General features: G+C 73.6%; 22 protein-coding genes. 11 read left to right on the forward strand and 11 right to left on the reverse strand.

From position 1 onward, the window contains the following. Window positions 1-8: 8 nt before the first annotated feature. The 3 genes from AH6_RS08375 to AH6_RS08385 are packed head-to-tail and all read right to left on the reverse strand — an operon-like array spanning window position 9 to window position 1,383. Window positions 9-236 (reverse strand): CoA transferase, encoded by a 228-nt coding sequence (locus AH6_RS08375; protein ID WP_067476313.1) that lies wholly within the window; start codon window positions 234-236, stop codon window positions 9-11. Between the two features lie 13 nt (window positions 237-249). Then, the gene (locus AH6_RS08380; protein WP_083982437.1) at window positions 250-651 is read right to left on the reverse strand and encodes an RNA-binding S4 domain-containing protein; all 402 of its coding nucleotides are present in this window, start codon (window positions 649-651) and stop codon (window positions 250-252) included. Window positions 652-660: 9 nt separating this feature from the next. Next, window positions 661-1,383 carry a TetR/AcrR family transcriptional regulator gene (locus AH6_RS08385; RefSeq protein WP_067476318.1) on the reverse strand — a complete coding sequence of 241 codons (723 nt, stop codon included), beginning with the start codon at window positions 1,381-1,383 and terminating at the stop codon, window positions 661-663. 90 nt (window positions 1,384-1,473) lie between these two features. On the opposite strand from AH6_RS08385, the gene AH6_RS08390 reads away from it, so the two are divergent. From AH6_RS08390 to couO, 6 genes are read left to right on the forward strand one after another with little or no spacing between them, the layout of a single operon-like run. Continuing rightward, window positions 1,474-3,111 (forward strand): amidohydrolase, encoded by a 1,638-nt coding sequence (locus tag AH6_RS08390; RefSeq protein WP_067476320.1) that lies wholly within the window; start codon window positions 1,474-1,476, stop codon window positions 3,109-3,111. Between the two features lie 31 nt (window positions 3,112-3,142). Further along, entirely contained in the window at window positions 3,143-4,699 is a 1,557-nt protein-coding gene (locus AH6_RS08395) for an acyl-CoA synthetase (RefSeq protein WP_174555082.1), read from the forward strand. Then, window positions 4,696-5,463, forward strand: a complete 768-nt coding sequence (locus AH6_RS08400) for a crotonase/enoyl-CoA hydratase family protein (protein WP_067476336.1) — start codon at window positions 4,696-4,698, stop codon at window positions 5,461-5,463. The genes AH6_RS08395 and AH6_RS08400 overlap by 4 nt, the downstream gene beginning before the upstream one ends. Continuing rightward, window positions 5,460-7,400, forward strand: a complete 1,941-nt coding sequence (locus AH6_RS08405) for an acetoacetate--CoA ligase (RefSeq protein WP_067476339.1) — start codon at window positions 5,460-5,462, stop codon at window positions 7,398-7,400. The genes AH6_RS08400 and AH6_RS08405 overlap by 4 nt, the downstream gene beginning before the upstream one ends. Beyond that, complete coding sequence (locus AH6_RS08410; protein ID WP_067476342.1) at window positions 7,397-8,335, forward strand: 3-hydroxyacyl-CoA dehydrogenase NAD-binding domain-containing protein; 939 nt, start codon at window positions 7,397-7,399, stop codon at window positions 8,333-8,335. The genes AH6_RS08405 and AH6_RS08410 overlap by 4 nt, the downstream gene beginning before the upstream one ends. A gap of 12 nt (window positions 8,336-8,347) precedes the next feature. Next, a complete protein-coding gene (couO, locus tag AH6_RS08415) occupies window positions 8,348-9,220 on the forward strand; it encodes a 4-hydroxyphenyl-beta-ketoacyl-CoA hydrolase (RefSeq protein WP_067476344.1) in 873 nt (290 codons plus the stop codon). A gap of 61 nt (window positions 9,221-9,281) precedes the next feature. Here the strand turns inward: couO and AH6_RS08420 are convergent, their stop codons facing one another. From AH6_RS08420 to AH6_RS08445, 6 genes are read right to left on the reverse strand one after another with little or no spacing between them, the layout of a single operon-like run. Continuing rightward, complete coding sequence (locus AH6_RS08420; protein ID WP_083982439.1) at window positions 9,282-10,952, reverse strand: CocE/NonD family hydrolase; 1,671 nt, start codon at window positions 10,950-10,952, stop codon at window positions 9,282-9,284. A 31-nt stretch (window positions 10,953-10,983) separates the two neighbouring features. Further along, window positions 10,984-11,805 (reverse strand): ATP-binding cassette domain-containing protein, encoded by an 822-nt coding sequence (locus AH6_RS08425; RefSeq protein ID WP_067476345.1) that lies wholly within the window; start codon window positions 11,803-11,805, stop codon window positions 10,984-10,986. Next, entirely contained in the window at window positions 11,802-12,806 is a 1,005-nt protein-coding gene (locus tag AH6_RS08430; RefSeq protein ID WP_067476347.1) for an ABC transporter ATP-binding protein, read from the reverse strand. The genes AH6_RS08425 and AH6_RS08430 overlap by 4 nt, the downstream gene beginning before the upstream one ends. 2 nt (window positions 12,807-12,808) lie before the next feature. Continuing rightward, the gene (locus AH6_RS08435) at window positions 12,809-13,672 is read right to left on the reverse strand and encodes an ABC transporter permease (protein ID WP_067476349.1); all 864 of its coding nucleotides are present in this window, start codon (window positions 13,670-13,672) and stop codon (window positions 12,809-12,811) included. Beyond that, window positions 13,669-14,631, reverse strand: a complete 963-nt coding sequence (locus AH6_RS08440) for an ABC transporter permease (RefSeq protein ID WP_067476350.1) — start codon at window positions 14,629-14,631, stop codon at window positions 13,669-13,671. The genes AH6_RS08435 and AH6_RS08440 overlap by 4 nt, the downstream gene beginning before the upstream one ends. Beyond that, on the reverse strand, window positions 14,631-16,253 hold the full coding sequence (locus AH6_RS08445) for an ABC transporter substrate-binding protein (RefSeq protein ID WP_067476352.1): 1,623 nt from the start codon (window positions 16,251-16,253) through the stop codon (window positions 14,631-14,633). Before AH6_RS08445 ends, AH6_RS08440 begins: the two co-directional genes overlap by 1 nt. Window positions 16,254-16,493: 240 nt before the next feature. Between AH6_RS08445 and AH6_RS44605 the strand changes: the two genes are divergently transcribed. Further along, a complete protein-coding gene (locus AH6_RS44605) occupies window positions 16,494-17,108 on the forward strand; it encodes a TetR/AcrR family transcriptional regulator (protein WP_067476360.1) in 615 nt (204 codons plus the stop codon). A 34-nt stretch (window positions 17,109-17,142) separates the two neighbouring features. Here the strand turns inward: AH6_RS44605 and AH6_RS08455 are convergent, their stop codons facing one another. Further along, on the reverse strand, window positions 17,143-17,718 hold the full coding sequence (locus tag AH6_RS08455; protein ID WP_067476363.1) for a TetR/AcrR family transcriptional regulator: 576 nt from the start codon (window positions 17,716-17,718) through the stop codon (window positions 17,143-17,145). Between the two features lie 176 nt (window positions 17,719-17,894). On the opposite strand from AH6_RS08455, the gene AH6_RS08460 reads away from it, so the two are divergent. Continuing rightward, window positions 17,895-19,313, forward strand: a complete 1,419-nt coding sequence (locus AH6_RS08460; protein ID WP_067476365.1) for an amidase — start codon at window positions 17,895-17,897, stop codon at window positions 19,311-19,313. A 7-nt stretch (window positions 19,314-19,320) separates the two neighbouring features. Here AH6_RS08460 and AH6_RS08465 read toward each other — a convergent pair whose 3' ends face one another. Then, window positions 19,321-20,064, reverse strand: coding sequence for a PIG-L deacetylase family protein (locus AH6_RS08465; RefSeq protein ID WP_067476367.1), 744 nt, complete (start codon window positions 20,062-20,064; stop codon window positions 19,321-19,323). 149 nt (window positions 20,065-20,213) lie between these two features. On the opposite strand from AH6_RS08465, the gene AH6_RS08470 reads away from it, so the two are divergent. Genes AH6_RS08470 through AH6_RS08480 form a run of 3 tightly spaced genes read left to right on the forward strand, consistent with a single transcriptional unit; the run spans window position 20,214 to window position 22,911 of the window. Then, window positions 20,214-20,915, forward strand: coding sequence for a 4-carboxy-4-hydroxy-2-oxoadipate aldolase/oxaloacetate decarboxylase (locus tag AH6_RS08470; RefSeq protein ID WP_067476369.1), 702 nt, complete (start codon window positions 20,214-20,216; stop codon window positions 20,913-20,915). Continuing rightward, complete coding sequence (locus tag AH6_RS08475; protein WP_067476372.1) at window positions 20,912-21,973, forward strand: 4-oxalomesaconate tautomerase; 1,062 nt, start codon at window positions 20,912-20,914, stop codon at window positions 21,971-21,973. Before AH6_RS08470 ends, AH6_RS08475 begins: the two co-directional genes overlap by 4 nt. Then, on the forward strand, window positions 21,970-22,911 hold the full coding sequence (locus AH6_RS08480) for a catechol 2,3-dioxygenase (RefSeq protein WP_067476373.1): 942 nt from the start codon (window positions 21,970-21,972) through the stop codon (window positions 22,909-22,911). Before AH6_RS08475 ends, AH6_RS08480 begins: the two co-directional genes overlap by 4 nt. Window positions 22,912-22,950 lie beyond the last annotated feature (39 nt).

The following is a 22,950-nucleotide window of genomic DNA, read 5'->3' on the forward strand; positions in this document are numbered from 1 at the left end:
ACCGCCCCTCAGATGACGCCGCGCCCCGCCGGCTCGGCGGTCAGCACCGGTCCGTCGGCGGTCGGGTAGACGTTGCTGGGCGCGACGTTGGGCAGCACCGACCCGGTGCGCTCACGCTGGTAACCGGCGATCTCCCATTCGGGCAGCAGCGACTCCAGCATGGCGAGCACCGCCTCGTACAGCGCCGAGACCACGACCTGCCCGCGCCCGGTGCGGCGGCGCGCGTGCAGCGCCACCAGCGTGCCGAACCTAGTCTTCGGCCGGTTCCGCGCCTGGGTACAGGTGCGCGCGCAGGCGGTCGAGTTCGCGCCGGTCGCGCTTGGTCGGCCGTCCCGCGCCCCGGTCGCGGCGGCCGATCGGGATCAACATCTCGCGCGGCGGCGGGGGCGGGCTGTTGTCGGTCAGGCACTCCTGCGCGACGGGCGCGCCGACCCGCTTGCGCACGATGCGCCGCACCACGACGATCCGCTCGCGCCCCTCGTGGCGCAGCCGCACCTCGTCGCCGATCTTGACGGCCGTGGCGGGCTTGGCGCGTTCGTCGTTGATCCGGACGTGCCCGGCCCGGCACGCGGCGGTCGCCTGCGAGCGGGTCTTCAGCAGCCGCACCGACCAGATCCAGAGATCCACCCGCACCGAACCCTCGTCTGCCATGCGAAAAGCCTATGCGACGGCGGACCCGGTGGACCCGTGCGGCAGCCGTGCCGCGACGGCGTCCAGGAACAGTTCCAGCGCGAACGGGTAGGCGCTGCGCTGCATGTCGGCGGCCAGCAGGTGGGCGGTCGCGTTGATGTTGGGGTGGGTGTCGGCGGGCAGGCGGGCGTAGCGGGCGTGCCAGATCCGCTCCTCGTTCTCGCGCGCGGGCGCGGGGAGGGCGCTCGCGGCCGCGTCCAGCGCCGCCAGGCCCAGCGCCTGGTCCACGAAGGCGTGGTAGATCGCCACGGCCTCCGCGTCGGGGAAGCCCGCCGAGCGCAGCACGCCCAGGATCGCCTCGACCGCCCGCGTCTCGTTGTCGCGGCCGGTGGTGCGGTGCGCCGCCAGCACCGCCGCCTGCGGGTGCGCCCGGTAGGAGGCGCACAGCCGCAGCCCGATCTCGCGCAGGTCGGCCCGCCAGTCGCCGGTCGGCTCCCAGCCGTTCTGGGCACGGCCGATCAGTTCGTCGGCGACCGCCAGCAGCAGGTCGTCGGCGTTGCGGAAGTAGCGGTAGAGCGAGCTGGGGTCGGCCCCCAGCGCCGCGCCCAGCCGCCGCACCGTCAGCGCCTCCGCGCCGTGCTGGGCGACCAGCCGCAGCGCCGTCTCCACGATGACCCGCTCCGACAGCACGGTGCCCTGCTTGGTCGGCCGCCTGCGCCGCCGCCGCTCCTCGGGGACCACACGCTCGTTCATGCGCCCACCTTATGACAACACCATTGACGTTTAATCGGCGCCGGGTTTTCATGGCGTGCCACCGCAGGCCGACCGACGACGGGAGCCCCCATGACCCAGGCCGATCTGGTCTTCACCGGCGGACCCGTCCACACCGGGGACGCGGCCCGCACGCGGGCGAGCGGCCTCGCCGTCACGGGCGGGCGCATCGTCGCGGTCGGCCACGACGAGGTCCGGGACCTGATCGGCTCCCGGACCGAGGTCGTGGACCTGGCCGGACGCCTGCTGCTGCCGGGCTTCCAGGACGCCCACGTGCACGCCGTCAGCGGCGGGGTGGAACTCGGCGAGTGCGACCTGTCCGGCACCGCCGACGTCGATGAGTACCTGCGGCTCGTCCGCGCGTTCGCCGACGCGCACCCCGGCCGGACCTGGATCACCGGCGGCGGCTGGTCGCTGGAGAGCTTCGACGGCGGCCTGCCCGACCGCCGCCTGCTCGACGCCACCGTGCCCGACCGGCCCGTCTTCCTGCTCAACCGCGACCACCACGGGGCCTGGTGCAACACCCGCGCGCTCGAACTGGCCGGGATCACCGCCGCCACCCCCGACCCCCGCGACGGCCGCGTCGAGCGGGAGCCGGACGGCGCGCCCAGCGGCGTCCTCCAGGAGGGCGCGGCCGACCTGGTGGGCCGCCTGGTCCCGCCGCGCACCGCCGCCGACAACCTCGCCGGGCTGCTGCGGGCCCAGCGGCTGCTGCACTCGCTGGGCGTCACCGGCTGGCAGGACGCGGCGGTCGGCACGTTCGGCGGCCACTCCGGCAACGACGCCGCCTACCTCGCCGCCGCGCGCGACGGCAGCCTGACCGCGCGCGTCACCGGCGCGTTGTGGTGGGAGCGCGACCGGGGCGCCGAGCAGATCCCCGAGCTGGCGGCCCGCCGCCGGGAGCTGACCCACGGCCGGTTCCGCGCGGGCTCCGTCAAGATCATGCAGGACGGCGTCGCGGAGAACTTCACCGCCGCCATGACGGGCCCCTACCTGGACGCCTGCGGCCATCCCACCGGCAACAGCGGGCTGAGCTTCGTCGATCCCGTCGCCCTGCGCTCCCACGTGACCGAACTCGACGCGCTCGACTTCCAGGTCCACTTCCACGCGCTGGGCGACCGGGCCGTTCGCGAATGCCTGGACGCCGTCGAGGCCGCGCGCACCGCCAACGGCCGCCGCGCCACCCGCCACCACCTGGCCCACCTCCAGGTCGTCCACCCCGACGACCTCCCGCGCTTCGCCCGGCTCGGCGCGATCGCCAACATCCAGCCGCTGTGGGCGGCCCACGAACCCCAGATGGACGAGCTCACCATCCCCTTCCTGGGCCCCGAGCGCGCCGCCCGCCAGTACCCGTTCGCCGCCCTGCTGCGCGCCGGGGCGACCCTGGCCGCCGGGAGCGACTGGCCGGTCAGCAGCCCCGACCCGATCGCGGGCCTGCACGTCGCCGTCAACCGCCGCGAGCCCGGGACCGCCGACGAGCGTGTCTTCCTGCCCGACCAGCGCCTCGACCTGCCCTCCGCCGTCGCCGCCTACACGGCGGGATCGGCCCACGTCAACGGTGTCGCCGACGCGGGCACCCTGCGTCCCGGCGCCCTCGCCGACCTCGTGGTGCTGGACCGCGACATCTTCACGGCCCCGCCCGAGGAGATCGCCGACGCCCGGGTCCGGCGGACCTACGTCGGCGGCGCGTGCGTGCACACCGCCGAATGACCCCCCGTCCCCAGCACGAAGGGTGAAGCCCATGTCCATCGACGGTCCCGACCTCGGCCTCGGGAGCTGGCCCGGACGCCGGGCCCGCATCACCCCCGGCCGCGTCGCGCTGGTCCAGGGCGACCGGCGGCTGACCTACGCCGAGCTGGACGACCGGATCCGCCGCCTCGCCGGAGCGCTGCGCGCGCTGGGCGTACGGCGCGGCGACCGCGTCGCCTACCTGGGGGCCAACGGCATCGCCGTCTTCGAGACGTTGTTCGCCACCGGCCTGCTCGGCGCGGTGTTCGTCCCGCTGAACACCCGCCTGGCCGGTGCCGAGATCCGCTACATGCTGGCCGACAGCGGCGCGTCGGTGCTGGTGCGCAGCGCCGACACCGACGCGCTGAGCGCGGCCGCCGCGCCGCTGCCGGACACCGTGCGCGCGGTCGTGGCGCTCGCGCCCGGCACCTGCCCGCTCGGCGGCCGCGACTACGAGGCCCTGATCGCGGAGAACGGCCCGGCGGCGGGCACGGCCGTCGGCCTGGACGACGCCTGCCTCATCCTCTACACCTCCGGCACCACCGGCAGGCCCAAGGGCGCGGTGCTCACCCACGGCAACCTGACCTGGAACACCGTCAACCAGCTCGCCCACATCGACACCCTCGGCAGCGACCGCGCCCTGGTCATCGCGCCGCTGTTCCACTGCGTCGGGCTCGGCCAGATCACGCTGCCCACCCTGTTCAAGGGCGGCAGCGTCGAGCCGGTGCCGAAGTTCGACCCCGGCGCGGTCCTGGAGCTGATCGGACGCAACGGGATCACCTCGTTCTCCGCCGTGCCGACGATGCTCCAGATGATGTGCGGGCACCCGTCCTGGGCCGACGCCGACCTGTCCTCGCTGACCTGCGTGCTGTACGGCGGGTCGCCGGTCCGCGAGGACGTCGCGCGAGCCTGGCTGGACCGGGGCGTGCGGGTGCTCCAGGGCTACGGGATGACCGAGGCGGCCCCGGGCGTCCACATGGCGGTCGCCGACGGCGCGGCCGAGCGCCCCACGTCGGCGGGTGTGCCGCACTTCTTCACCGACGTCGCGCACCTGCGCGTGGGCCGGGCCGTCCCCGCCGCGCCGGGCGAGCCCGCCGAGCTGCTGGTGCGCGGCCCGAACGTGTTCGCGGGCTACTGGGGGCGGCCCGAGGACAGCGCCGCGGGCTTCGCGGCGGGCGGCTGGTTCCGCACCGGCGACATGGTGCGCGTGGACGAGGCGGGCTGGGCGCACGTGGCCGACCGCGTCAAGGACATGATCATCTCGGGCGGGGAGAACGTCTACCCCGCCGAGGTGGAGGCGGTCGTCACCGCGCTGCCGCAGGTCGCCGACTGCGCCGTGGTCGCCGTGCCGGACGAGCGGTGGGGCGAGGCCGGCGCCGCCCACGTCGTGCTGCGTCCCGGAGCCGTCCTGACCGAGGCGGAGCTGCGCGCCCATCTGGAGGCGCGGCTCGCCCGCTACAAGATCCCCAAGACCGTGCGGTTCGTCGCGGACCTGCCGCGCACCGCCACCGGGAAGATCCGGCGCGCCGAGCTCCGCCGCGCCGCACAGGGACAGGAGAACGACCGATGACCCCCACCCTCACGGTGGAGCGGCACGGCGACACCGCCGTGTTGCGGCTGCGCCGCGCCCGCAAGCGCAACGCCCTGGACGACGCCACCGTGCTCGGCGTCGAGGAGTTCTTCCGCCGCCCGCCGCAGGGCGTCGGCGCGATCGTCCTGGACGCCGAGGGCGAGCACTTCTCCGCCGGGCTCGACCTCGCCGAGCTGACCGAGCGCTCGACCGTGGAGTCCCTGGACCACTCCCTGATGTGGCACCGCGTCATGGACCGCGTCGAGGAGTCGCCCGTCCCGGTCATCGCCGTCCTCAAGGGCGCGGTGATCGGCGGCGGCCTGGAGCTGGCCTGCGCCGCGCACCTGCGCGTCGCCGAGCCGTCGGCGTTCTACGCCCTGCCCGAGGGCCAGCGCGGCCTGTTCGTGGGCGGCGGCGGTTCGGTGCGCGTGCCCCGGCTCATCGGGGCGCACCGCATGGCGGACATGATGCTGACCGGACGCGTCTACGACGCCGCCGAAGGCCAGGCGATCGGCCTGTCCCACTACCTCACCGACCCCGGCGGCGGCCTGACCCGCGCCCTCGAACTGGCCGCGAAGGTCGCCGCGAACTCGCCGGTCACCAACTTCGCGGTCCTGCGGGCGCTGCCCCGCATCGCCGAGGCCGCCCCCGCCGAGGGCTATCTGCTGGAGTCGCTGATGGCGGCGGTGGCCTCCGGCAGCGACGAGGCCAAGCAGCGGATGCGCGAGTTCCTGGCGGGCCGGGCGGCCAAGGTGACGCGGTGAAGCCGCTGACCGTCCCGGCCCCCGACGTCCGCGAGACCACGGTGGTCGGCCGGTACCTGACCTGGCTGGAGGAGACGCGCGGGTTGCGCTTCGCGGAGTATCGGGACCTGTGGCGCTGGTCGGTCGCGGACCTGCCGGGCTTCTGGTCCTCGATCTGGGACTTCTTCGACGTGCGGGCGCACACACCGCCCCGCGAGGTGCTCGGAAGCCGCGCCATGCCCGGTGCCGAGTGGTTCCCCGGCGCGACCCTCAACTACGCCGAGCACGCCCTCGGCCGCCCCGAGGACGCCGGGAACGTCGCCGTGATCGCGCACTCCCAGACCCGGCCCCCGATCGCACTGACCTTCGGCGAGCTGCGCGAACAGGTCGCCCGCGCCCGCGAAGGGCTGCGCAGGCTGGGCGTCGGTCCCGGGGACCGGGTCGTCGCCTACCTGCCCAACATCCCCGAGACGCTGATCGCCTTCCTGGCCACCGCCAGCCTGGGAGCGATCTGGGCGAGCTGCGCCCCCGAGTTCGGCGCGCGCGGCGTCCTGGACCGGTTCGGGCAGCTCGAACCGAAGGTGCTGCTCTGCGTCACCGGCTACGCCTACGGAGACCGCGTCATCGACCGGAGCGGCGAGGCGGCGGAGATCAGCGCGGGACTGCCGAGCCTGGAGCACACCGTCCACGTCCCCTACGGGACGCACGCGACGGCCCTCGAAGGAGCGTCCGGCTGGGCCGATCTGCTGGACGGGCCCGGCGGCGAGCCGTCGTTCGAGGCGGTGCCGTCCGATCACCCGCTGTTCGTGCTGTTCTCGTCCGGGACGACCGGGCGGCCCAAGGCGATCGTCCACGGCCACGGCGGCATCCTGCTCGAACACCTCAAGAACCACGGCCTGAGCTGGGACCTGCGGCCCGGCGACCGCATGCTCTGGTTCACCAGCACCGCGTGGATGATGTGGAACGCGCTGGTGTCGGGCCTGCTGCTGCGCGCGTCCATCGTCATGATCGACGGCAACCCCGCCCACCCCGACCTGGGCTGGCAGTGGCGGCTGGCGGCCGAGACCGGCGCGACGCTGATGGGCGCGAGCCTCGGCTTCCTCATGGCCTGCCGCGACCAGGATCTGCGCCCGGCCGACGACCTCGACCTGTCCCGGCTGCGCCAGATCGGCTCCGCCGGGAGCCCGCTGCCCGCCGAGGGGTTCCGGTGGGTGCACGAGCGGATCGGCCCGGACGTCCTGCTCAACCTGGGCAGCGGCGGCACCGACGTGTGCTCGGGCCTGCTCCAGGGCGGGCCGCTGCAACCGGTGTGGCCCGGCGCGATCTCGGGCCCGGCGCTCGGCGTCGCGGCGGCGGCCTACGCCCCCGCCGGGACGCCGGTCGTCGGGCGGCTGGGGGAGCTGGTCATCACCGAGCCCATGCCGTCCATGCCGGTCGGCTTCTGGGGCGACGCCGACGGCAGGCGGTACCGGGCCGCCTACTTCGAGGACTTCCCGGGCGTGTGGCGGCACGGCGACTGGGTCCGCTTCGACCCCGACGGCCACTGCGCGGTCACGGGCCGGTCCGACGCCACCCTCAACCGGGGCGGCGTGCGCCTGGGCACCGCCGACTTCTACGGCGTCGTCGAGGAGTTCACCGAGATCGGCGACAGCCTCGTGGTCCACCTGGAGGACGGCGACGAACTGCTCCTGTTCGTCGCCCTGCGGCCGGGCCACATCCTGGACGATGCCCTGCGCCGGAAGCTGACCGGGGCCCTGCGCGCCGCGCTGTCCCCGCGCCACGTCCCCGACACCGTCGCCGCCGTGCCGTCCATCCCCCGCAACCGCACCGGCAAGAAGCTCGAAGTGCCGGTCAAGCAGATCCTGCTCGGCGCCCGGCCCGAGGACGTGATCGGCTCCGACGTGCTGGCCGACCCCGCCTCGCTGGACGCCTTCACCACCTTCAGGAGGACGGCGTGACCGTCAGGACCGCGGCCCTCGTGGGCGCCGGCGTCATCGGCGCGAGCTGGGCGGCGGCCTTCCTCGCCCAAGGGCTGGACGTCATCGCGTGCGACCCCGCGCCCGGCGCGGAGGCCCGGCTGCGCCAGGCCGTCGCCGACGCCTGGCCCACCATGGAACGCGTCGGCCTCGCGCCCGGCGCGTCCCCCGACCGGCTGGCCTTCACCACCGACCCGGCACAGGCCACCGGAATGGCCGACTTCGTCCAGGAGAACGGCCCTGAACGCCTGCCGGACAAGCACCGGCTCTTCGCCGTGCTCGACGCAGCCGCCGCACCGGAAGTGGTGTTGGCGAGCAGCTCCTCGGGCCTCCGTCCCAGCGACATCCAGAGCGCCTGCCGCCACCATCCCGAACGGGTGCTGATCGGCCACCCCTTCAACCCGCCCCACCTCATCCCGCTGGTCGAGGTGGTTCCCGGCGAGCGGACCTCGGAGAAGGCCGTCGCCGCCGCCCTGTCCTTCTACACCGGCATCGGCAAGCGGCCGATCCGGCTGCGGGCGGAGCTGCCCGGCCACGTCGCCAACCGGCTCCAGGCGGCGTTGTGGCGCGAGGCGTACTCCTTGGTCGAGCGGGGTGTCGCCACCGTCGAGGACATCGACGCCGCCATCGCCCACGGCCCCGGCCTGCGCTGGGCGCTGCTCGGCCCGTTCGCCTGCCAGCACCTGTCCGGCGGGCCCGGTGGCATCGCCCACACCCTGCGACACCTCGGCCCGCCGATGGAGGACTGGTGGCGCACCCTCGGCGACCCCGGCCTCACACCCGAGCTCACCGAACGGATCGTGGCGGGCATGGCCGACGAGATGGGCGACCGCGACCCCGCCGTCCTCGCCGCCGAACGCGACGAACTGCTGACCCTCCTGCTGGCCGCCAAGGCCGCGACCACCACGCTCCAGTAAGGACCCGCCCCGTTGAACCTCGACGACCTGACCGCGATCGATTTCCACGTCCACGTCGAGCAGGACGCCCACGGGCACTTCTCGCTCGACGGCGAGCTGATGGACGCCTCCGCCGCCTACTTCAAGTCCAGCGAGCACCGGACGCCCACCGTGGCGCACATCGCCCAGCACTACCGGGAGCGCCGGATGGCGGCGGTGGTGTTCACCGTGGACGCCACCACCGCGCTGGGCCACCCCGCGCTGTCCAGCGAGGAGATCGCCGACGCGGCCCGCGAGCACGCCGACGTCCTGATCCCGTTCGGATCGGTGGACCCGCACCGGGTGCCCGAGGCGGTGGAGCGGGCCCGCCGCCTGGTCGGCGAGCACGGCGTCCGCGGCTTCAAGTTCCACCCGAGCCTCCAGGCGTTCCAGCCCAACGACCCGCGCTACCACCCGATCTACGCCGCACTGGAAGAACTCGGCGTCCCCGCCCTTTTCCACACCGGGCAGACCGGGATCGGCGCGGGCCTGCCCGGCGGGCGCGGCATCAAGCTGCGCTACTCCGACCCGATGCTGCTGGACGATGTGGCCGCCGACTTCCCCGGCCTCACCCTGATCCTGGCCCACCCCTCGGTGCCCTGGCAGGACGAGGCGATCTCCATCGCCACCCACAAGGCGAACGTCTACATCGACCTGTCGGGCTGGTCGCCCAAGTACTTCCCGCCGCAGCTCGTGCGGGCGGCCAACACGATGTTGCGGCGCAAGGTGCTGTTCGGCTCCGACTTCCCGGTCATCACCCCGGACCGGTGGCTGAACGACTTCGCTGGGCTGGACATCAAGCCCGAGGTCCGCCCGCTCATCCTGAAGGACAACGCCGCACGCGCCCTCGGCCTGACCAAGGCTTAGCGCGCCCGCACGAAAACGGCCGTCCGCCACGATCGAGGTCGTGGCGGACGGCCGTCGTGGTTCAGCGAACGCGGTCGCGGCGGAGGCGTTCGGGCTGCCACGCGCCGATGCGCAGGCAGGACGGACGCGCGCCGCCCACCGTGATCTCCCTGGTGGTCGGCGCGCCCGGGATGGCGTCCCAAGGATCGTCCCCGGCCGGGCATTCGATGACGTACTCGGGGAAGTCGCTGCTCATGACGTCCAGCGCGAGCCGGTGCCCGGTGCGGAGCCGGTAGGCCACGTTGAGCAGGTCCACCACGGCTTCCTGGTCGTCGAGCGGCACATCGAGCCGGATCTGCCCCTTGGTGATGAGGAACGCGCTTCCGTCGGGCGTCACGTCCAGCAGACGAGCGTGGACGTTCGCACCGGCGGGGGCGGACAGTCGCAGCAGGAGAGTCGCAGTGCCGATCAGGTCGGTGTCCTGGGAGACCGGGGCGGCGATGAAGCGGAGTACGTCCGTGCGCTCGCCCTGAGGACCCAGGTCCGGTCGGTCGAGCAGGACGGCGAAGGGGTTCACGCCGAGCGAGGGCACCGGATCGGACGGGTCGTGCGTCCAGCGCAGCACGCCTTCCTCCGGCAGGGCCTCAGCGACCAGGCCCGGGGAAGGCTCCGCCGACAAGAAGTACTCCAGATCGGACACCTGCTCCGGCGGCCATGCGCCGCTCTCGCGCCACTCGCCATGGCAGACCTCGTAACTCACCCGGGGTAGCGCCGCCAGATCGCCCGACCGGCCGAGCACGGCGTCGAAGAACTCGATGGCCGGATCGAGATACCGGGGCAGCATCCGGTCGAGCACCGCAGGATCGGCGGCGTGATCGTCCTCCAGAGATACGGGGGAGTCGGCCAGCCGGTAGTTCTCGTGGTCGATGGCTTCGAGTCGCAGCCGTAGATGCTCGGCCCAGGCCGGGTCCTGCGCCAGGGCCCGGACGTCGTGCCACGACCAGATGGCGCAGTTGTCGAACCAGCCGATCGTGTACAACGCCGGGACGGGCGGGCTTTCGAGTAGCGCCTTCACCGGCGGCGGCATGAACCGCGTCCCCCCGTCGAACTCGCCGTCGAAGTTGGGGGAGCGCCTCCCAAGCCGCTCGAAGAACGACTCGAACGTCCCCCGCAGCGGGCGGGCGCTCCAGTCTGGCTCCCAGTCATAGCGGTCGGCGTCCACGTAGTGGGAGGCGAAGTAGAACTTGCGGGTCGTCTGCTCGACGTCGCGCGTGCCGTCGCCGTACTCCAGCACCGTCGACAGCTGGGAGCCCGTGACGCGCGGCGCGATCGCCCGCAGCGCGGGGTGGCCGCCGACCGCACCGGCGATCGCGGTGTAGCCGTAGTAGGAGTCGCCCCACATGACCACCGCGCCGTCGCACCACGCCTGCTCGGTGATCCACTGGATCGTGTCGTACCCGTCGTCCACCTCGTGGACGGCGAACTCCGTCGCGCCCTCCGACCGGTACTTGCCCCGGACGTCTTGGACGACGGCGTGGTAGCCCCGGGCCGCGAAGTAGCGGCCGATCTCAGGCATGAAGCAGTACTCGCCGTCCTTGTCGTAGGGCAGCCGCACCAGCACGACGGCCGCCGGCCCGCCGTCGTCGGAGAGGTAGAGGTCGGCGGCCAGGCGGACCCCGTCCCGCATGGGGATCATGGCCTGCCCGGCGTCGTCGGGAACCGGGGCCGGGCCCGTCCGCTTGATGTTCGGCACGTGGCGTCTCCGTGGTCGAGGAAAAGGTGTCTCAGAGCGCGTCGAGCGCGCGGCGGTCCCGGGCGACCCGGTCCAGGTCCCAGTCCGGCGAGGGGATCGAGTCGAGCAGCAGCCGCGTGTAGGGGTGCTGGGGATCGCGCAGCAGCCGTTCGGTCTCGCCGCGCTCGACGACGCGGCCGTGCCGCATCACGATCGCCGTGTCGGTGATGTAGCGGACGACCGCCAAATCGTGGCTGACGAAGACGTAGGAGATCCCGGTCTCGCGGCGCAGGTCGTCCAGCAGGGTCAGGACCTGCGCCTGGATGGACACGTCGAGCGCGGCGACCGCCTCGTCCAGCACCAGGACGCGCGGCGAGATGCCGAGCGCGCGGGCGATGGCGGCGCGCTGCCGCTGGCCGCCCGACAACTCGCGCGGCAACGACCGCCCGGCGCGCTCGCTCAGCCCGACCTGGTCGAGCAGCTCGGCGACGCGCGCCCGGTGCTCCTTCGCCGAGCCCGGCGCGTGCAGCCGCAGCGGCTCGGCGATGGACCGGGCGATGGTCTGGCGAGGGTCGAAGGAACCGTAGGGGTCCTGGAAGATCATCTGGAGTAGGCGGGCGTGCCGCAACCGCGCGCGCCGCGACCGTCCCGTCACCCCCTGGCCCGCCACCGTCTCGCCCGCGAGCGTGACGGTCCCGGACGTCGGCTCCTCCAGCCCGGCCAGGATGCGGGCCGTGGTCGTCTTGCCCGACCCCGACTCGCCGACGATCCCCAGCGACGCGCCGGGCATCAGGTCGAAGCCGACACCGTCCACCGCCGTGACGTGGCCGAACCGCTTCACCAGCGCCACCGCGCTGAGCACTGGGGTGTTCACGGGCTCACCAGTTCCGGGCGAAGGCACGCGACGGCGGACGCGCGGTGCGTGCGGTGGGCGGGCACGGCCTCGGCGCACCGGTCGTCGGCCAGCGGGCACCGGTCGCGGAACGAGCAGCCCGACGGGGACTCCGCGAGCGCCCGGGGCCGCCCCGCGACGGCCTTGATCGCGACCCTGTCGCCGTGCGCGGACGGGCTCGCCTCCAGCAGCGCCCGCGTGTAGGGGTGCGCGGGCGCGGTGAACAACGCGCGGCCGGGCGCCTCCTCCACGATGCGACCCGCGTACATGACGTAGACGCGGTCGCAGATCGCGGCGGCGAGGTCGAGGTCGTGGGTGACGAAGAGCATCCCGGTGCCGCGCGCCCGCTGCATCTCCTTGAGCAGCGCGACCACCTCGGCCTGCGTGGTGACGTCGAGGGCGGTGGTGGGCTCGTCGGCCAGCAGCAGTTCCGGCTCGGTGGACAGCGCTCCGGCGATCATGACGCGCTGGAGCATGCCGCCGGAGAACTGGTGCGGGAAACGCCGCATCGCCCCGGCCGGATCGGCGATGCCGACCTGGCCGAGCAGCTCCCGCGCCCGTTCGGCGGCGGCCCCGGCGGGCGTCCCGCGCGCCCGCAGGCCCTCGGTCAGGTAGTCGCCGACCCGGCGCACCGGGTTGATCGACGCCCGCGGGTCCTGGAAGACCATCGACGCCCGGGTGCGGCGCAGGTCGCGCAGCGCCCGCCGCCCGGCGGCCAGCACGTCCACGCCCGAGACCGTCACCCGCCCGGTGGCCCGCGCGCCCCGGGGCACCATGCCGAGCGCGGCGCGCGCCGTCAGCGACTTGCCCGAGCCGGACTCTCCCACCAGGCCGACGGTCTCGCCCCGCCCCACCCGCAGGGTGACGTCGGCGAGCAGCGGCACCGCCCCGTCGCCCGCGCCGAGGGTGAGGCCGAGCCGCGCGACGTCGAGCGCGTCCCGCCGGGTGGTGGCCTCCTCCCCGGCGGGCTTGTCGTCGAGCATCGTCACGTTCCCTCCTTCTTGCCGCCGATGGACCCGCCGAGGTGGCCGCCCAGCACGTTCACGCTGACGACCGTCAGCAGCACCACGAGGCCGGGCGCCAGCGCGCTCCACGGCGAACCCTGCAAAATGGCGCTCTGCGCCTGGCTGATCATCGAGCCCCAGTCGGCGTCGGGCGGTCGCACGCCGAGCCCCAGGTAGGACAACGACGCCAGGTCCACCAGCGCGTAGCCGAACGACAGGGCGCTCTGCGCGACGAGCACCGGCGCGATGTTGGGCAGCAGGTGCCGGAGCGTCACCCACGCCTCGCCGAAGCCCATGACGCGGTACCCCTCCATGTAGGGGCGCGCGCCCTCCTGGATCGCCACGTTGCGCACGACGCGGCCGACGAAGGGCGTGTAGCTGACGGCCAGCGCGCAGACGGGCGCGGTCAGCCCCGGCCCGAACACCGCCACGACCAGCATCGCCAGCAGCAGGCTCGGGAAGGAGAACACGATGTCCATGCCGCGCGACAACACGGCGTCGACCCACCCTCCGGCGCGTGCCGCCAGCAGGCCGATCGCGGTCCCGGCCACGCCCGCCAGCAGCACCACCCCGAGCGGGGCGATCAGCGAGAACCGGGCGCCGTACATGAGCCGCGACAGCACGTCCCGTCCGGCCGAGTCGGTGCCCAGCAGGTGTCCGGCGGTGCCGGGCGGGGCGAGCGAGTTCAGCAGGCTCGTGGTGTCGGGGGAGTGCGGCGCGAGCACCGGGGCCAGCAGGCCGGTCGCGGCGACGAGCACCAGGAACGCGGCCGCGAACCGGACGCCGAGCGGCCTGCGCCGGAACCCGGGTCGCCGGGCCCGCAGCGCGGGGATCGTCAGGGTCATCGGCCGAGCCCCCCGACGGTCACGCGCGGGTCGATGAACGGCAGCGCCAGGTCGGTCAGCGTGTTGACGGCCACGAACAGCACGACCGCGACCAGGCCGACGCCCTGCACCACCGGGAAGTCCCGCCGCGACACCGAGCTGACCAGCAACGACCCGACGCCGTCCAGCCCGAACGCGGTCTCCACGATGGCGGTCGCGACGAACAGGCCCGCCACCAGCAGCCCGATGACGGTCAGCAGCGGCGCCAGTGCGTTGCGCACCACGTGCCTGCGGACCACCGCCGCGCCGCCCACCCCGCGGCTGCGCGCCACCTCCACGTGCTCGCGGCGCAGCTCCTCGGCGAACGCCGCGTTCCCCACCCGGGCGAGCACGCCGAACGTCGCGGTCGCCATCGCGACGGCGGGCAGCGTGAGGTGCCACAACCGGTCGGCGAGCCCGGTCCCCGCGCCGGTGGCGGGGAACCAGCCGAGGCCGACCGAGAACACCGACAGCAGCACGATCGCCGCCACGAACGGGGGAGTGGCGGTCGTGACGGACGCCAGGACGGTCGCCGCCCGGTCGGCCAGGCCGCCCCGGACCGCCGACACCAGCGCCACCACCGACCCGAACAGCACCGCCAGCACCGCCGAGTACGCGATCAGCAGGCCCGACACCCCGAGCCGCCCGGAGATGAGCGTGCTCACGCCCGTCTGGTAGTTCAGCGAGGTGCCGAGGTCGAGGCGGAGCGCGTCACCGGCCCAGGACAGGTAGCCCCGCACGAAACCCTGGTCGAGGCCGTAGCGGTGGCGGACCGCCTCGATCTGGTCCGGGGTGAGGCGGCGGCCGGCGGTCAGCGCCAGCACCGGGTCACCGGGGACCAGCCGCAGCGCCCCGTAGATGAGGACCGAGGCGAGCACGATCGTCAGCACCGCGCCCAGGGCGCGCTTGCCGAGCCAGGCCGCGAGGGCGCGCGCCGTCATCACTTGCCGCCGAGCGTGGTCGCCCACGGCGTGTAGACGTAGCTCTGCCGGGGGACCAGGCCGGTCAGCTTCGGCCCGTAGTAGACGTTGACGTGCTGCGTCGCGATGGGGATCGTCACCAGGTCCCGGGCCATGATCGCCTGGGCCTTGACGATCAGGCGCGCGCGGGCGGCCGGGTCCTCGGTGCCCTGCGCGGCGCGGGCGGCGGCGTCGTACTCCCGGTCGCTGTATCCGGCGAAGTTGTAGAAGTGCCCAGTGGTGAAGTACTGGTAGTACTCCAGCGGCTCGGGGAAGTCGAGGTAGCCGGTGGACAGGAACAGGTCCACGCCCGCGCGGGCGGCGGGGGAGCCGAACATCGCCCCGAACTGCTCGGCGGTGAGGGGCTTCAACTCGACGTTCATGCCGACCTGCTTGGCGGTGTCGGCGATGGCGGTGGCGGTCCGCGACTCTTCCTCGATGGTCCGCGCGTAGGCCAGCACGATCTTCTCTTTGGCCTTGGCGGACCCGCTGACCAGCGACTTGGCCTTGTCCAGGTCCTGGACGGGCTCGGGCAGCTTGTCGTACTCGGCCTGGAAGACGTCCCCGGCGTAGCCCCAGGCCGACGGCGGGACCAGCGCCCGCAACGGCTGCGCGGTGCCCTGGTAGACCGACCCGATGACGCCCTTGTAGTCGATGAGCGCGCGCAGCGCCTGGCGGGTCGCGGGGTCCGACAGCGCGCCCCGGGGGTTGGTCACCGACAGGAACGTGGGGGCGAGGCTGCGCCCGAACAGCATGTTCCCCTTGCCCGCGAGCTGCTTGTGGGCGGCGCGCGGGACGTTGAACATGCCGTCCACGTCGCCGCTGCTCAGCGCGGCGGCCTGGGCGGCGGGGTCGGTGATGAAGCTGAAGGCCAGGTTCTTGACGCGGGGCTTCACCTTGGTGTTCCACCAGGCGTCGTTGCGGCTCAGGGCGATGTTCTGGCCCTGCGTCCAGCGGACGAACTTGTACGGCCCGGTGCACATCACCCCGCGCGCGGCGGTGCCGAAGTCCTTGCCCGCGGCCTCGGCGAAGGACTTCTGCACGACGTGGAAGGCGGGCGTGGCCAGGAAGTTGGGCACCAGCACGTCCGGCCGTTTGAGCTTGATCGTGATCTGGTCGCGGCCGGTGGCCTCGATGCCGCGCAGGTTCGCGGCCCACCCGATCCAGGAGGAGCCGAGCTTGGGGTCGAGGAGCCGCCGGACGCTGTAGACGACGTCCTCGGGCGTGACCGGCCTGCCGTCCCAGAACGTGACGCCCGCGCGCAGCCGGATCACGTAGGTGAGCGGGTCGGGGTGGTCGAGCCCGGTGGCCAGGGCCGGTTCGCGCCGGTAGTCGGGGCCGAAGGAGAACAGGCCCTCGCACATGTTGGCGACGACCGTGCTGACCGCCTCGATCGAGGACTGGGCCGGGTCCAGCGTGGGCGGCTCCCCGGCGGCGGTGCTCCACCGGACGGTGTCGACGTCCCTGGTGGGGGCCGGGACGGAGGTGGTGAGGTCGGGGACGGCCGCCTGCCCGGCGGGACCGGGGCCGCCGCCGGAACACGCGGCGAGCGCGCCGGAGGCGAGGACGGCCGCGGCGAGCGCGGCCAGGCTGGGACGTGTCATGGGGGGACCCTTCGTGCTGCTGGTGCGGGCCGGGACGGTGGGGACGAACGATCCGGCGCCGGGTCGTGCCGCCCAGCGTGGTCGCCGCCCCAATTGATTGTCAATACTGCAAAACAAAAAGGAACCGGAGGTGAACCGGGCTCCCGCGCGACCGCACGCATGGGCGCAGGACCCTGCTGTTAAGCTGGAGAGACAGGTTGTTTGTCGAAATTGACAAACTATGGGGGTCGAGGGGGACGCGTGGGCAGGCCGAGCCTCGCCGGGCAGCGCCGCGAGCAGATCCTGCGGGCCGCCGCCCGGTCAGTGGCCAGGCACGGCCTGGCGGGCAGCACCCAGGAGCGGATCGCCGAGGCGGCCGGCATGAGCCGCTCGCACATCCGGCACTACGTCGGCAACCGCGACCAGCTCATCGACGCGCTGTGGGACCACGTCATCACGCCGTACTTCGAGTCGATGGAGGCCGCCCTCGCCGACCGCGCGGCCGACGAGCGGCTGCGCGCGCTGGTGGACTTCCTGTTTGGGCCCCAGATGGCGCGCAACGAGGACGACGCCGTCATCGAGGCGTTCTTCAGCGGCGCGATGCACGACGTGCGGCTGCGCGGCCGCGTCTACGACAGCTACAGCCGCCTGGAGCGCGAGATCGCCAGGACGATCCGCGGCGCGGTCCCCGGCTGCGGGTCGGCCGAGGGCCTGCAACTCGCCTACGCCTTCATCTGCATGGCCTTCGGCAGTTCCATGCTGGCATCGTTGCCGTTCCCCGTCACGCGCCACGCGGGCATGAAGACCCTCGCCCTGCAACTGGTCGCCTCGCTCGAAGCCGGTCACGGCGGCCGGGACGCGGCGGAGGTGCGCTGAACCTGCTCGCTGAGGGGCCATCCACGACGCCTTTCTAGGTGGCGGTGGTCAGAAGCCGGACGAGTCGTTCGACGAGCGGGGCCGCCCGCTCGCTGTCCCAGCGCTCGGGATCCTCCAGGCTGGACACGTAGAAGCCGCGCAGCACCAGGTGCAGGACGTCGGCGGTGAACGCGGCGTCGGCCGCCCCGGCGTCCCGGGCGGCCCCGGCCAGCTCGTCCCGGTTGTGCCGACCGTCCTCGCACAGGACCGCCAGCGCCTGCGAGCCGGGCTCGCCGCGTCCGAGGATCTCCATGAACAGGCGGCGCAACACCCGGTCGTCGCCGTCGGTCGAGCACGCCCAGCGGACGACGGCGAGCAGCCGCTCCAGGCCGGCGGTCCCGGCGAGGGAGGGCTCCATGTCCCGGGTCCACGTCTGGATGGCGTGCTCGATGGCGTTGCGCAGCAGCGCGTCGCGCGTGGGCAGGTAGTTGGTGACCAGCGTCGTGGAGCCGCCGACGCGCCTGGCCACGGCCCGGACGGACACGCCGTCCACGCCGTCGGCCGCCACGATCTCCAGGGTGGCGTCGGCGATCGTCGCGAGACGCTGGCTGATGTCGATCTCGACCGGCATGACGGCAGCGTAACTGGCGCGCACCCGATGTACAACACCGTTGTACATCAGCGTTGCATGACGTACTCTCCTCGGCATCGCCGCCGGGAGCGCGCCTCCGCCGCCGCCATCGGCCCAGGTCGCGGCCCCGGGAACATGGCGTCCCCCCGCACATGACCAGCCCTTGAGGAGCAGGCATGGAACTCTGGCAGCTGTCCGCGACCCGGCTCGCGGCGGGAATCCGCACCCGGGAGTTCTCGGCGGCCGAGGCCGTGCGGTCCTGCCTGGACCGGATCGAGGCCGCCAACCCCGCGCTGAACGCTCTGCTGGACGTGCGCCCCGGCGAGGCCCTGGCCGACGCGCGGCGGGCCGACGAGGCGGTGGCGGCCGGGCGGCCGCTCGGCCCGCTGCACGGCGTCCCGGTCTCCACCAAGATCAACACGCCGCAGCGGGGCCGGCTGCTCACCCACGGCGTGACGGCGCTCGCCGGGGTGACGGCCGCCGAGGACGACGCGTGCGTGGCCGCCCTCCGCCGCGCGGGCGCGGTGTTCGTCGGCCGCAGCAACGTCCCCGCGTTCTCGGTCCGCTGGTTCTCCGACAACGACGCGCACGGCCGGACGCTCAACCCGTGGAGCGCGGCCCACACCCCCGGCGGCTCCAGCGGCGGCGCGGCCAGTTCCGTCGCGGCGGGCATGACGCCGCTTGCGCAGGGCAACGACATCGGCGGGTCGGTGCGCTTCCCGGCCGCCTGCTGCGGCGTGGTCGGCATCCGCCCGACCGTCGGCCTGGTGTCCAACTGGATGGCGCCCCAGGACGCCGGGCCCGAGGGCCCGCTCACCTTCCAGGCGTGGTCGGTGCAGGGGCCGCTGGGCCGCGACGTCGCCGACGCGCGGCTGGCGCTGCGCGCGATGGCGGTCCCGGACCTGCGCGACCCGTTCGGCGTCCCCGCCCTGCCGGAGACACCGCCGTCATCGGGGTCGGTCCGCGTCGGGGTCGTGCGCGACGTGGGCCTCGCCAAGCCGCACCCGGCCGTCGAAGAGGCGCTGGACAGCGCGGCGCGCTGGCTGGCCGAGGCGGGCTACGAGGTCGAGGAGATCGAGCTGCCGCTGCTGGCCGAGGCGGCGCGCCTGTGGTCGCTGCTGCTGTTCGAGGACATGCGGCCGGGGCTCGCCGGGATGCTGGGCATGGCCGACGAGGGGCTGCGCGTGTCGTTGCGGCACGCCTACGACTACGCGGCCGGGTTGTGGGGCGAGGAGCCCGGCACCGCCGCCTACATCCAGGGCTGGGCCCGCCGCGCGACGCTGATCACCCGGCTTCAGGAGCTGCTGGGCCGGGACATGTTGCTGCTGACGCCGGTCTCGGCGGAGCCGCCCTTCGAGCAGGACGCCGACGTGCTCGACGCCGAGCGCTCCCGGAGCCTGGTCGCGGCGCAGTGGCCGATGGTGTCGCTGCCGGTGCTGGGCTTTCCCGGCGTCGCGGTGCCGGTCGGGGTGAGCGACGGGCTGCCGATCGGCGTCCAGCTCGTCGGCGGGCGCTTCGCCGAGGACGTCATGCTCGACGCCGCGCAGGCGGTCGAGGACCGCGCGCCGCGGCTCACCCCCGTCCTCGCGTCCTGACCGGACGTCACGCCAGGACGTTGGTGACCTGCGGATACAGCCGCATGTACGCCTCGGCCATCGTCGCGTGCTCCAGCCCCAGGTTCGGCCCGGCGTTGCGCTTGAGCTGCACGCCGCGCCGCCTGGCGAGGTCGGTGTAGTAGTCCCACATGTGCTGCTGGGCGGCCAGGCACTCCATCGCCTCGCGCTTGCGGTGGAACACCGGGCTGATGTCCAGCAGCACCTGCGGCTTGAAGTCGCACTGCTCGGGCTGGTGCGGCTCGAAGAAGAACACCGGCGGCGCGCCCAGCGGCTCGCCGGGACCGGGGTAGCCGATCGCCTGGGCCAGGATCCGGGCCTGCACCGCCATGCGGGAGGCGGCGGGGTGGTCGCCGTTGTAGGGGTCGGCGGGCGGGTGGGTCAGCACGACGTGCGGGTCCACCTCCCGGTAGACCCGCACGATGCGGTCCACCAGCTCGTCGGTCTCGCGCAGCGGGTAGTCCCCGGCGTCCAGGAACTCGATCTCGGCGCCGAGCACCGCGGCGGCCCGGGTCGCCTCGTCGCGCCGCAGCTCCTTGATCTCCTCCAGCGCCAGGCCCTGCCGCCACGCCTTGGCGGACTCGCCGCGCTCGCCGTAGCTGAGGCAGAGCACCTTGGCCCGCCTGCCCTGGGAGGCGGCGAGCGCGATCGCGCCACCGGCCCGCCAGACGAAGTCGCCCGCGTGGGCGCTCACCACCAGCAGCGGTCCGGACGGGGTGCCCTCAGTGCTCATGCTCCGCTCTCCCTGGCTCGGTGACGTGGTGGTGCGGCGACCGCCAAGCTAGGGACCGCCCGCCGCATTGTCAACGTGATTGTTGACAATCTGGGCGACAGTCTCCTAGCGTCCTTCCCGGACCGGCCGACCACCGCCAGCGAGGGGCCATGAGAACTCTGATCGTCACCGACCCGCCGCGCGCCGACGCCGGGACGGTGGACCGGCTCGCCGGGTACGGCGTGGCCACGGTGCACGAGGCGATGGGCCGCACCGGCTACCTCGGTCCGGGCCTGCGCCCGATCCAGCAGGGGGCGCGCGTCGGCGGGACCGCCGTGACGGTGCTGTGCTGGCCCGGCGACAACCTGATGATCCACGCCGCCGTCGAGCAGTGCCGTCCCGGCGACGTCCTGGTGGTCACCACGACCTCGCCGTGCTCCGACGGGCTGTTCGGCGAGCTGTTCGCCACCGCCCTCCAGGTGCGCGGCGTGCGCGGTCTGGTCACCGAGACGGGCGTCCGGGACGTGGCCGAACTGCGCGCCATGGGCTTCCCCGCCTGGTCGGCGGCGGTGAGCGCGCAGGGATCGGTGAAGGCGACGCCGGGCGCGGTGAACGTGCCGATCGTCGTCGGCGGCCAGCGGATCTGCGCGGGCGACGTCGTCCTCGCCGACGACGACGGCGTGCTGTGCGTGCCCCGCCTGGAGGCAGAGCGGGCGGCGGAGGCGGCGCAGGCCAGGCTGGAGAAAGAGGAGGCCACGCGCGAGGCGTTCCGCGCCGGGCAGCTCGGCCTGGACCGCTACGGCCTGCGCGCCAAGCTCGCCGAACTCGGCGTCGAGTACGTGACCTACGAGGACTACCAGGACATGCCATGACAGGCGTGCCCTGCCTGCTCATGCGCGGCGGCACCTCCAAGGGCGCCTACTTCCTCGCCGCCGATCTGCCCACCGACCCCGCCGAGCGCGACGACCTGCTCTTGCAGATCGTCGGCAGCCCCGACCCCCGGCAGATCGACGGCATCGGCGGCGGCCACCCGCTCACCACCAAGGTCGCGGTGGTCGCGCCGTCCACCCGGCCGGACGCCGACGTGGACTACCTGTTCCTGCAACCGGCCCTGGAGACCGCGACCGTCTCCGACCGGCAGAACTGCGGCAACATCCTGGCGGGCGTCGGGCCGTTCGCCGTCGAACGCGGCCTCGTCGCGCCCGGTCCCGCCAGCACGACGGTGCGCGTCCACATGGTCAACTCCGGGTCCGTCGCCGCCGCCACCTTCCCCACACCCGGCGGCACCGTCGCCTACGACGGCGGCACCGCCATCTCCGGCGTGCCCGGCACGGCCGCGCCGGTCCGGCTCGACTTCACCGGCACCGAGGGCTCGGCCTGCGGCGCGCTGCTGCCCACCGGCAACCGCCGCGACGTCATCGACGGCATCGAGGTGACCTGCATCGACAACGGGATGCCCGTGGTCATCGCCGCAGCCGCCGACCTCGGCCTGACCGGCGCCGAGACCGTGGACGAGCTGACCGCCCCCGACGTGACGCGCCGCGTCCAATCCCTGCGCGTCCAGGCGGGCGAACTCATGGGCCTCGGCGACGTCCGCGGCACCTCCGTCCCCAAGACCACGCTGGTCTCCGCGCCCCGCGCGGGCGGCACCCTCGCCACCCGCACCTTCATCCCGCTGGAACCGCACACCTCCATCGGCGTGCTCGGCGCGATCACCGTCGGCACCGCCGCCCTGCTGGCGGGCACCACCGCCCACGCCGTGGCACGCCCGGCCGGCGACCGGCTGTCCGTCGAGCACCCGACCGGCACCCTGGAGGTGTCGGTCGAGCTGGACGCCGCCTCCGCCCGCGTGCTCCGCTCCGGCGTGATCCGCACCGCCCGCAAACTCTTCGACGGCACCGTCTTCCCCCGCAGCCAGGAGTCCGCATGACCGGCGACATCGCCCACCTCGGCCACGTCGAACTGCTCACCCCCGAGCCCGAGAAGAGCCTGTGGTTCTTCACCCGCGTCATGGGCCTCACCGAGAACGGCCGCGACGGCGACTCGGTGTACCTGCGCACCTGGGACGACTACGAGCACCACAGCCTCAAGCTGACCGCCCACCACACCTCCGGCATCCGCCGCACCGCGCTGCGCGCCTCCAGCCAGGAGGCGCTGGACCGGCGCGTCAAGGCGCTCGCCGACGCGGGCCGGGGGATCGGCTGGATCGACGGCGACGCGGGGATCGGCCCGACCTACCTGTTCACCGACCCCGACGGCCACGAGTTCGAGCTGTACTGGGAGAGCGAGTGGTACGAGGCCACCGGCGACCTGCGCCCCGCCCTGAAGAACCAGGCGCAGGCGTACCCCGGCCGGGGCGTGTGCGTGCGGCGGCTCGACCACGTCAACTTCCTGGCCGCCGAGACCGAGCCCAACGGGAACTTCGTGCGCGACCTGCTCGGCGGCCGCGTCACCGAGCAGATCCGGCTGAACGACGGCACGATCGCCGCCCAGTGGCTGCACTTCACCAACAAGTCCTACGACCTGGTCTACACGCGGGACCGGACCGGCACCCGGGGGCGGCTGCACCACATCGCGTTCGCGACCGACACGCGCGAGGACATCCTGCGCGCCGCCGACATCTTCCTGGAGAACGACGTCTTCATCGAGACCGGCCCGCACAAGCACGCCATCCAGCAGACGTTCTTCCTCTACGTCTACGAGCCCGGCGGCAACCGCGTCGAGCTGTGCAACCCCGGCGCGCGCCTGGTCCTGGCCCCCGACTGGAAGACCGTCACCTGGACCGAGGCCGAGCGCGCCAAGGGCCAGGCGTGGGGCCTGCAGACCATCGAGTCCTTCCACACGCACGGCACGCCGCCGGTCGCCTGACGGCTACAGTGCGACGGCGACGATATTGGCGACAATGCT

The sequence above is a fragment of the Actinomadura hibisca NBRC 15177 genome, from assembly GCF_001552635.1.
GTDB classification, from domain to species: Bacteria; Actinomycetota; Actinomycetes; order Streptosporangiales; family Streptosporangiaceae; genus Spirillospora; species Spirillospora hibisca.

What these genes read in the sequence shown, in the direction of transcription:
- AH6_RS08380 (WP_083982437.1), bottom strand. Translation starts at nt 651, where the DNA reads ATGGCAGACGAGGGTTCGGTGCGGGTGGATCTCTGGATCTGGTCGGTG.
- AH6_RS08385 (WP_067476318.1), bottom strand. Translation starts at nt 1,383, where the DNA reads ATGAACGAGCGTGTGGTCCCCGAGGAGCGGCGGCGGCGCAGGCGGCCG.
- AH6_RS08390 (WP_067476320.1), top strand. Translation starts at nt 1,474, where the DNA reads ATGACCCAGGCCGATCTGGTCTTCACCGGCGGACCCGTCCACACCGGG.
- AH6_RS08395 (WP_174555082.1), top strand. Translation starts at nt 3,143, where the DNA reads ATGTCCATCGACGGTCCCGACCTCGGCCTCGGGAGCTGGCCCGGACGC.
- AH6_RS08400 (WP_067476336.1), top strand. Translation starts at nt 4,696, where the DNA reads ATGACCCCCACCCTCACGGTGGAGCGGCACGGCGACACCGCCGTGTTG.
- AH6_RS08430 (WP_067476347.1), bottom strand. Translation starts at nt 12,806, where the DNA reads ATGCTCGACGACAAGCCCGCCGGGGAGGAGGCCACCACCCGGCGGGAC.
- AH6_RS08435 (WP_067476349.1), bottom strand. Translation starts at nt 13,672, where the DNA reads ATGACCCTGACGATCCCCGCGCTGCGGGCCCGGCGACCCGGGTTCCGG.
- AH6_RS08440 (WP_067476350.1), bottom strand. Translation starts at nt 14,631, where the DNA reads ATGACGGCGCGCGCCCTCGCGGCCTGGCTCGGCAAGCGCGCCCTGGGC.
- AH6_RS08445 (WP_067476352.1), bottom strand. Translation starts at nt 16,253, where the DNA reads ATGACACGTCCCAGCCTGGCCGCGCTCGCCGCGGCCGTCCTCGCCTCC.
- AH6_RS08455 (WP_067476363.1), bottom strand. Translation starts at nt 17,718, where the DNA reads ATGCCGGTCGAGATCGACATCAGCCAGCGTCTCGCGACGATCGCCGAC.
- AH6_RS08460 (WP_067476365.1), top strand. Translation starts at nt 17,895, where the DNA reads ATGGAACTCTGGCAGCTGTCCGCGACCCGGCTCGCGGCGGGAATCCGC.
- AH6_RS08465 (WP_067476367.1), bottom strand. Translation starts at nt 20,064, where the DNA reads ATGAGCACTGAGGGCACCCCGTCCGGACCGCTGCTGGTGGTGAGCGCC.
- AH6_RS08470 (WP_067476369.1), top strand. Translation starts at nt 20,214, where the DNA reads ATGAGAACTCTGATCGTCACCGACCCGCCGCGCGCCGACGCCGGGACG.
- AH6_RS08475 (WP_067476372.1), top strand. Translation starts at nt 20,912, where the DNA reads ATGACAGGCGTGCCCTGCCTGCTCATGCGCGGCGGCACCTCCAAGGGC.
- AH6_RS08480 (WP_067476373.1), top strand. Translation starts at nt 21,970, where the DNA reads ATGACCGGCGACATCGCCCACCTCGGCCACGTCGAACTGCTCACCCCC.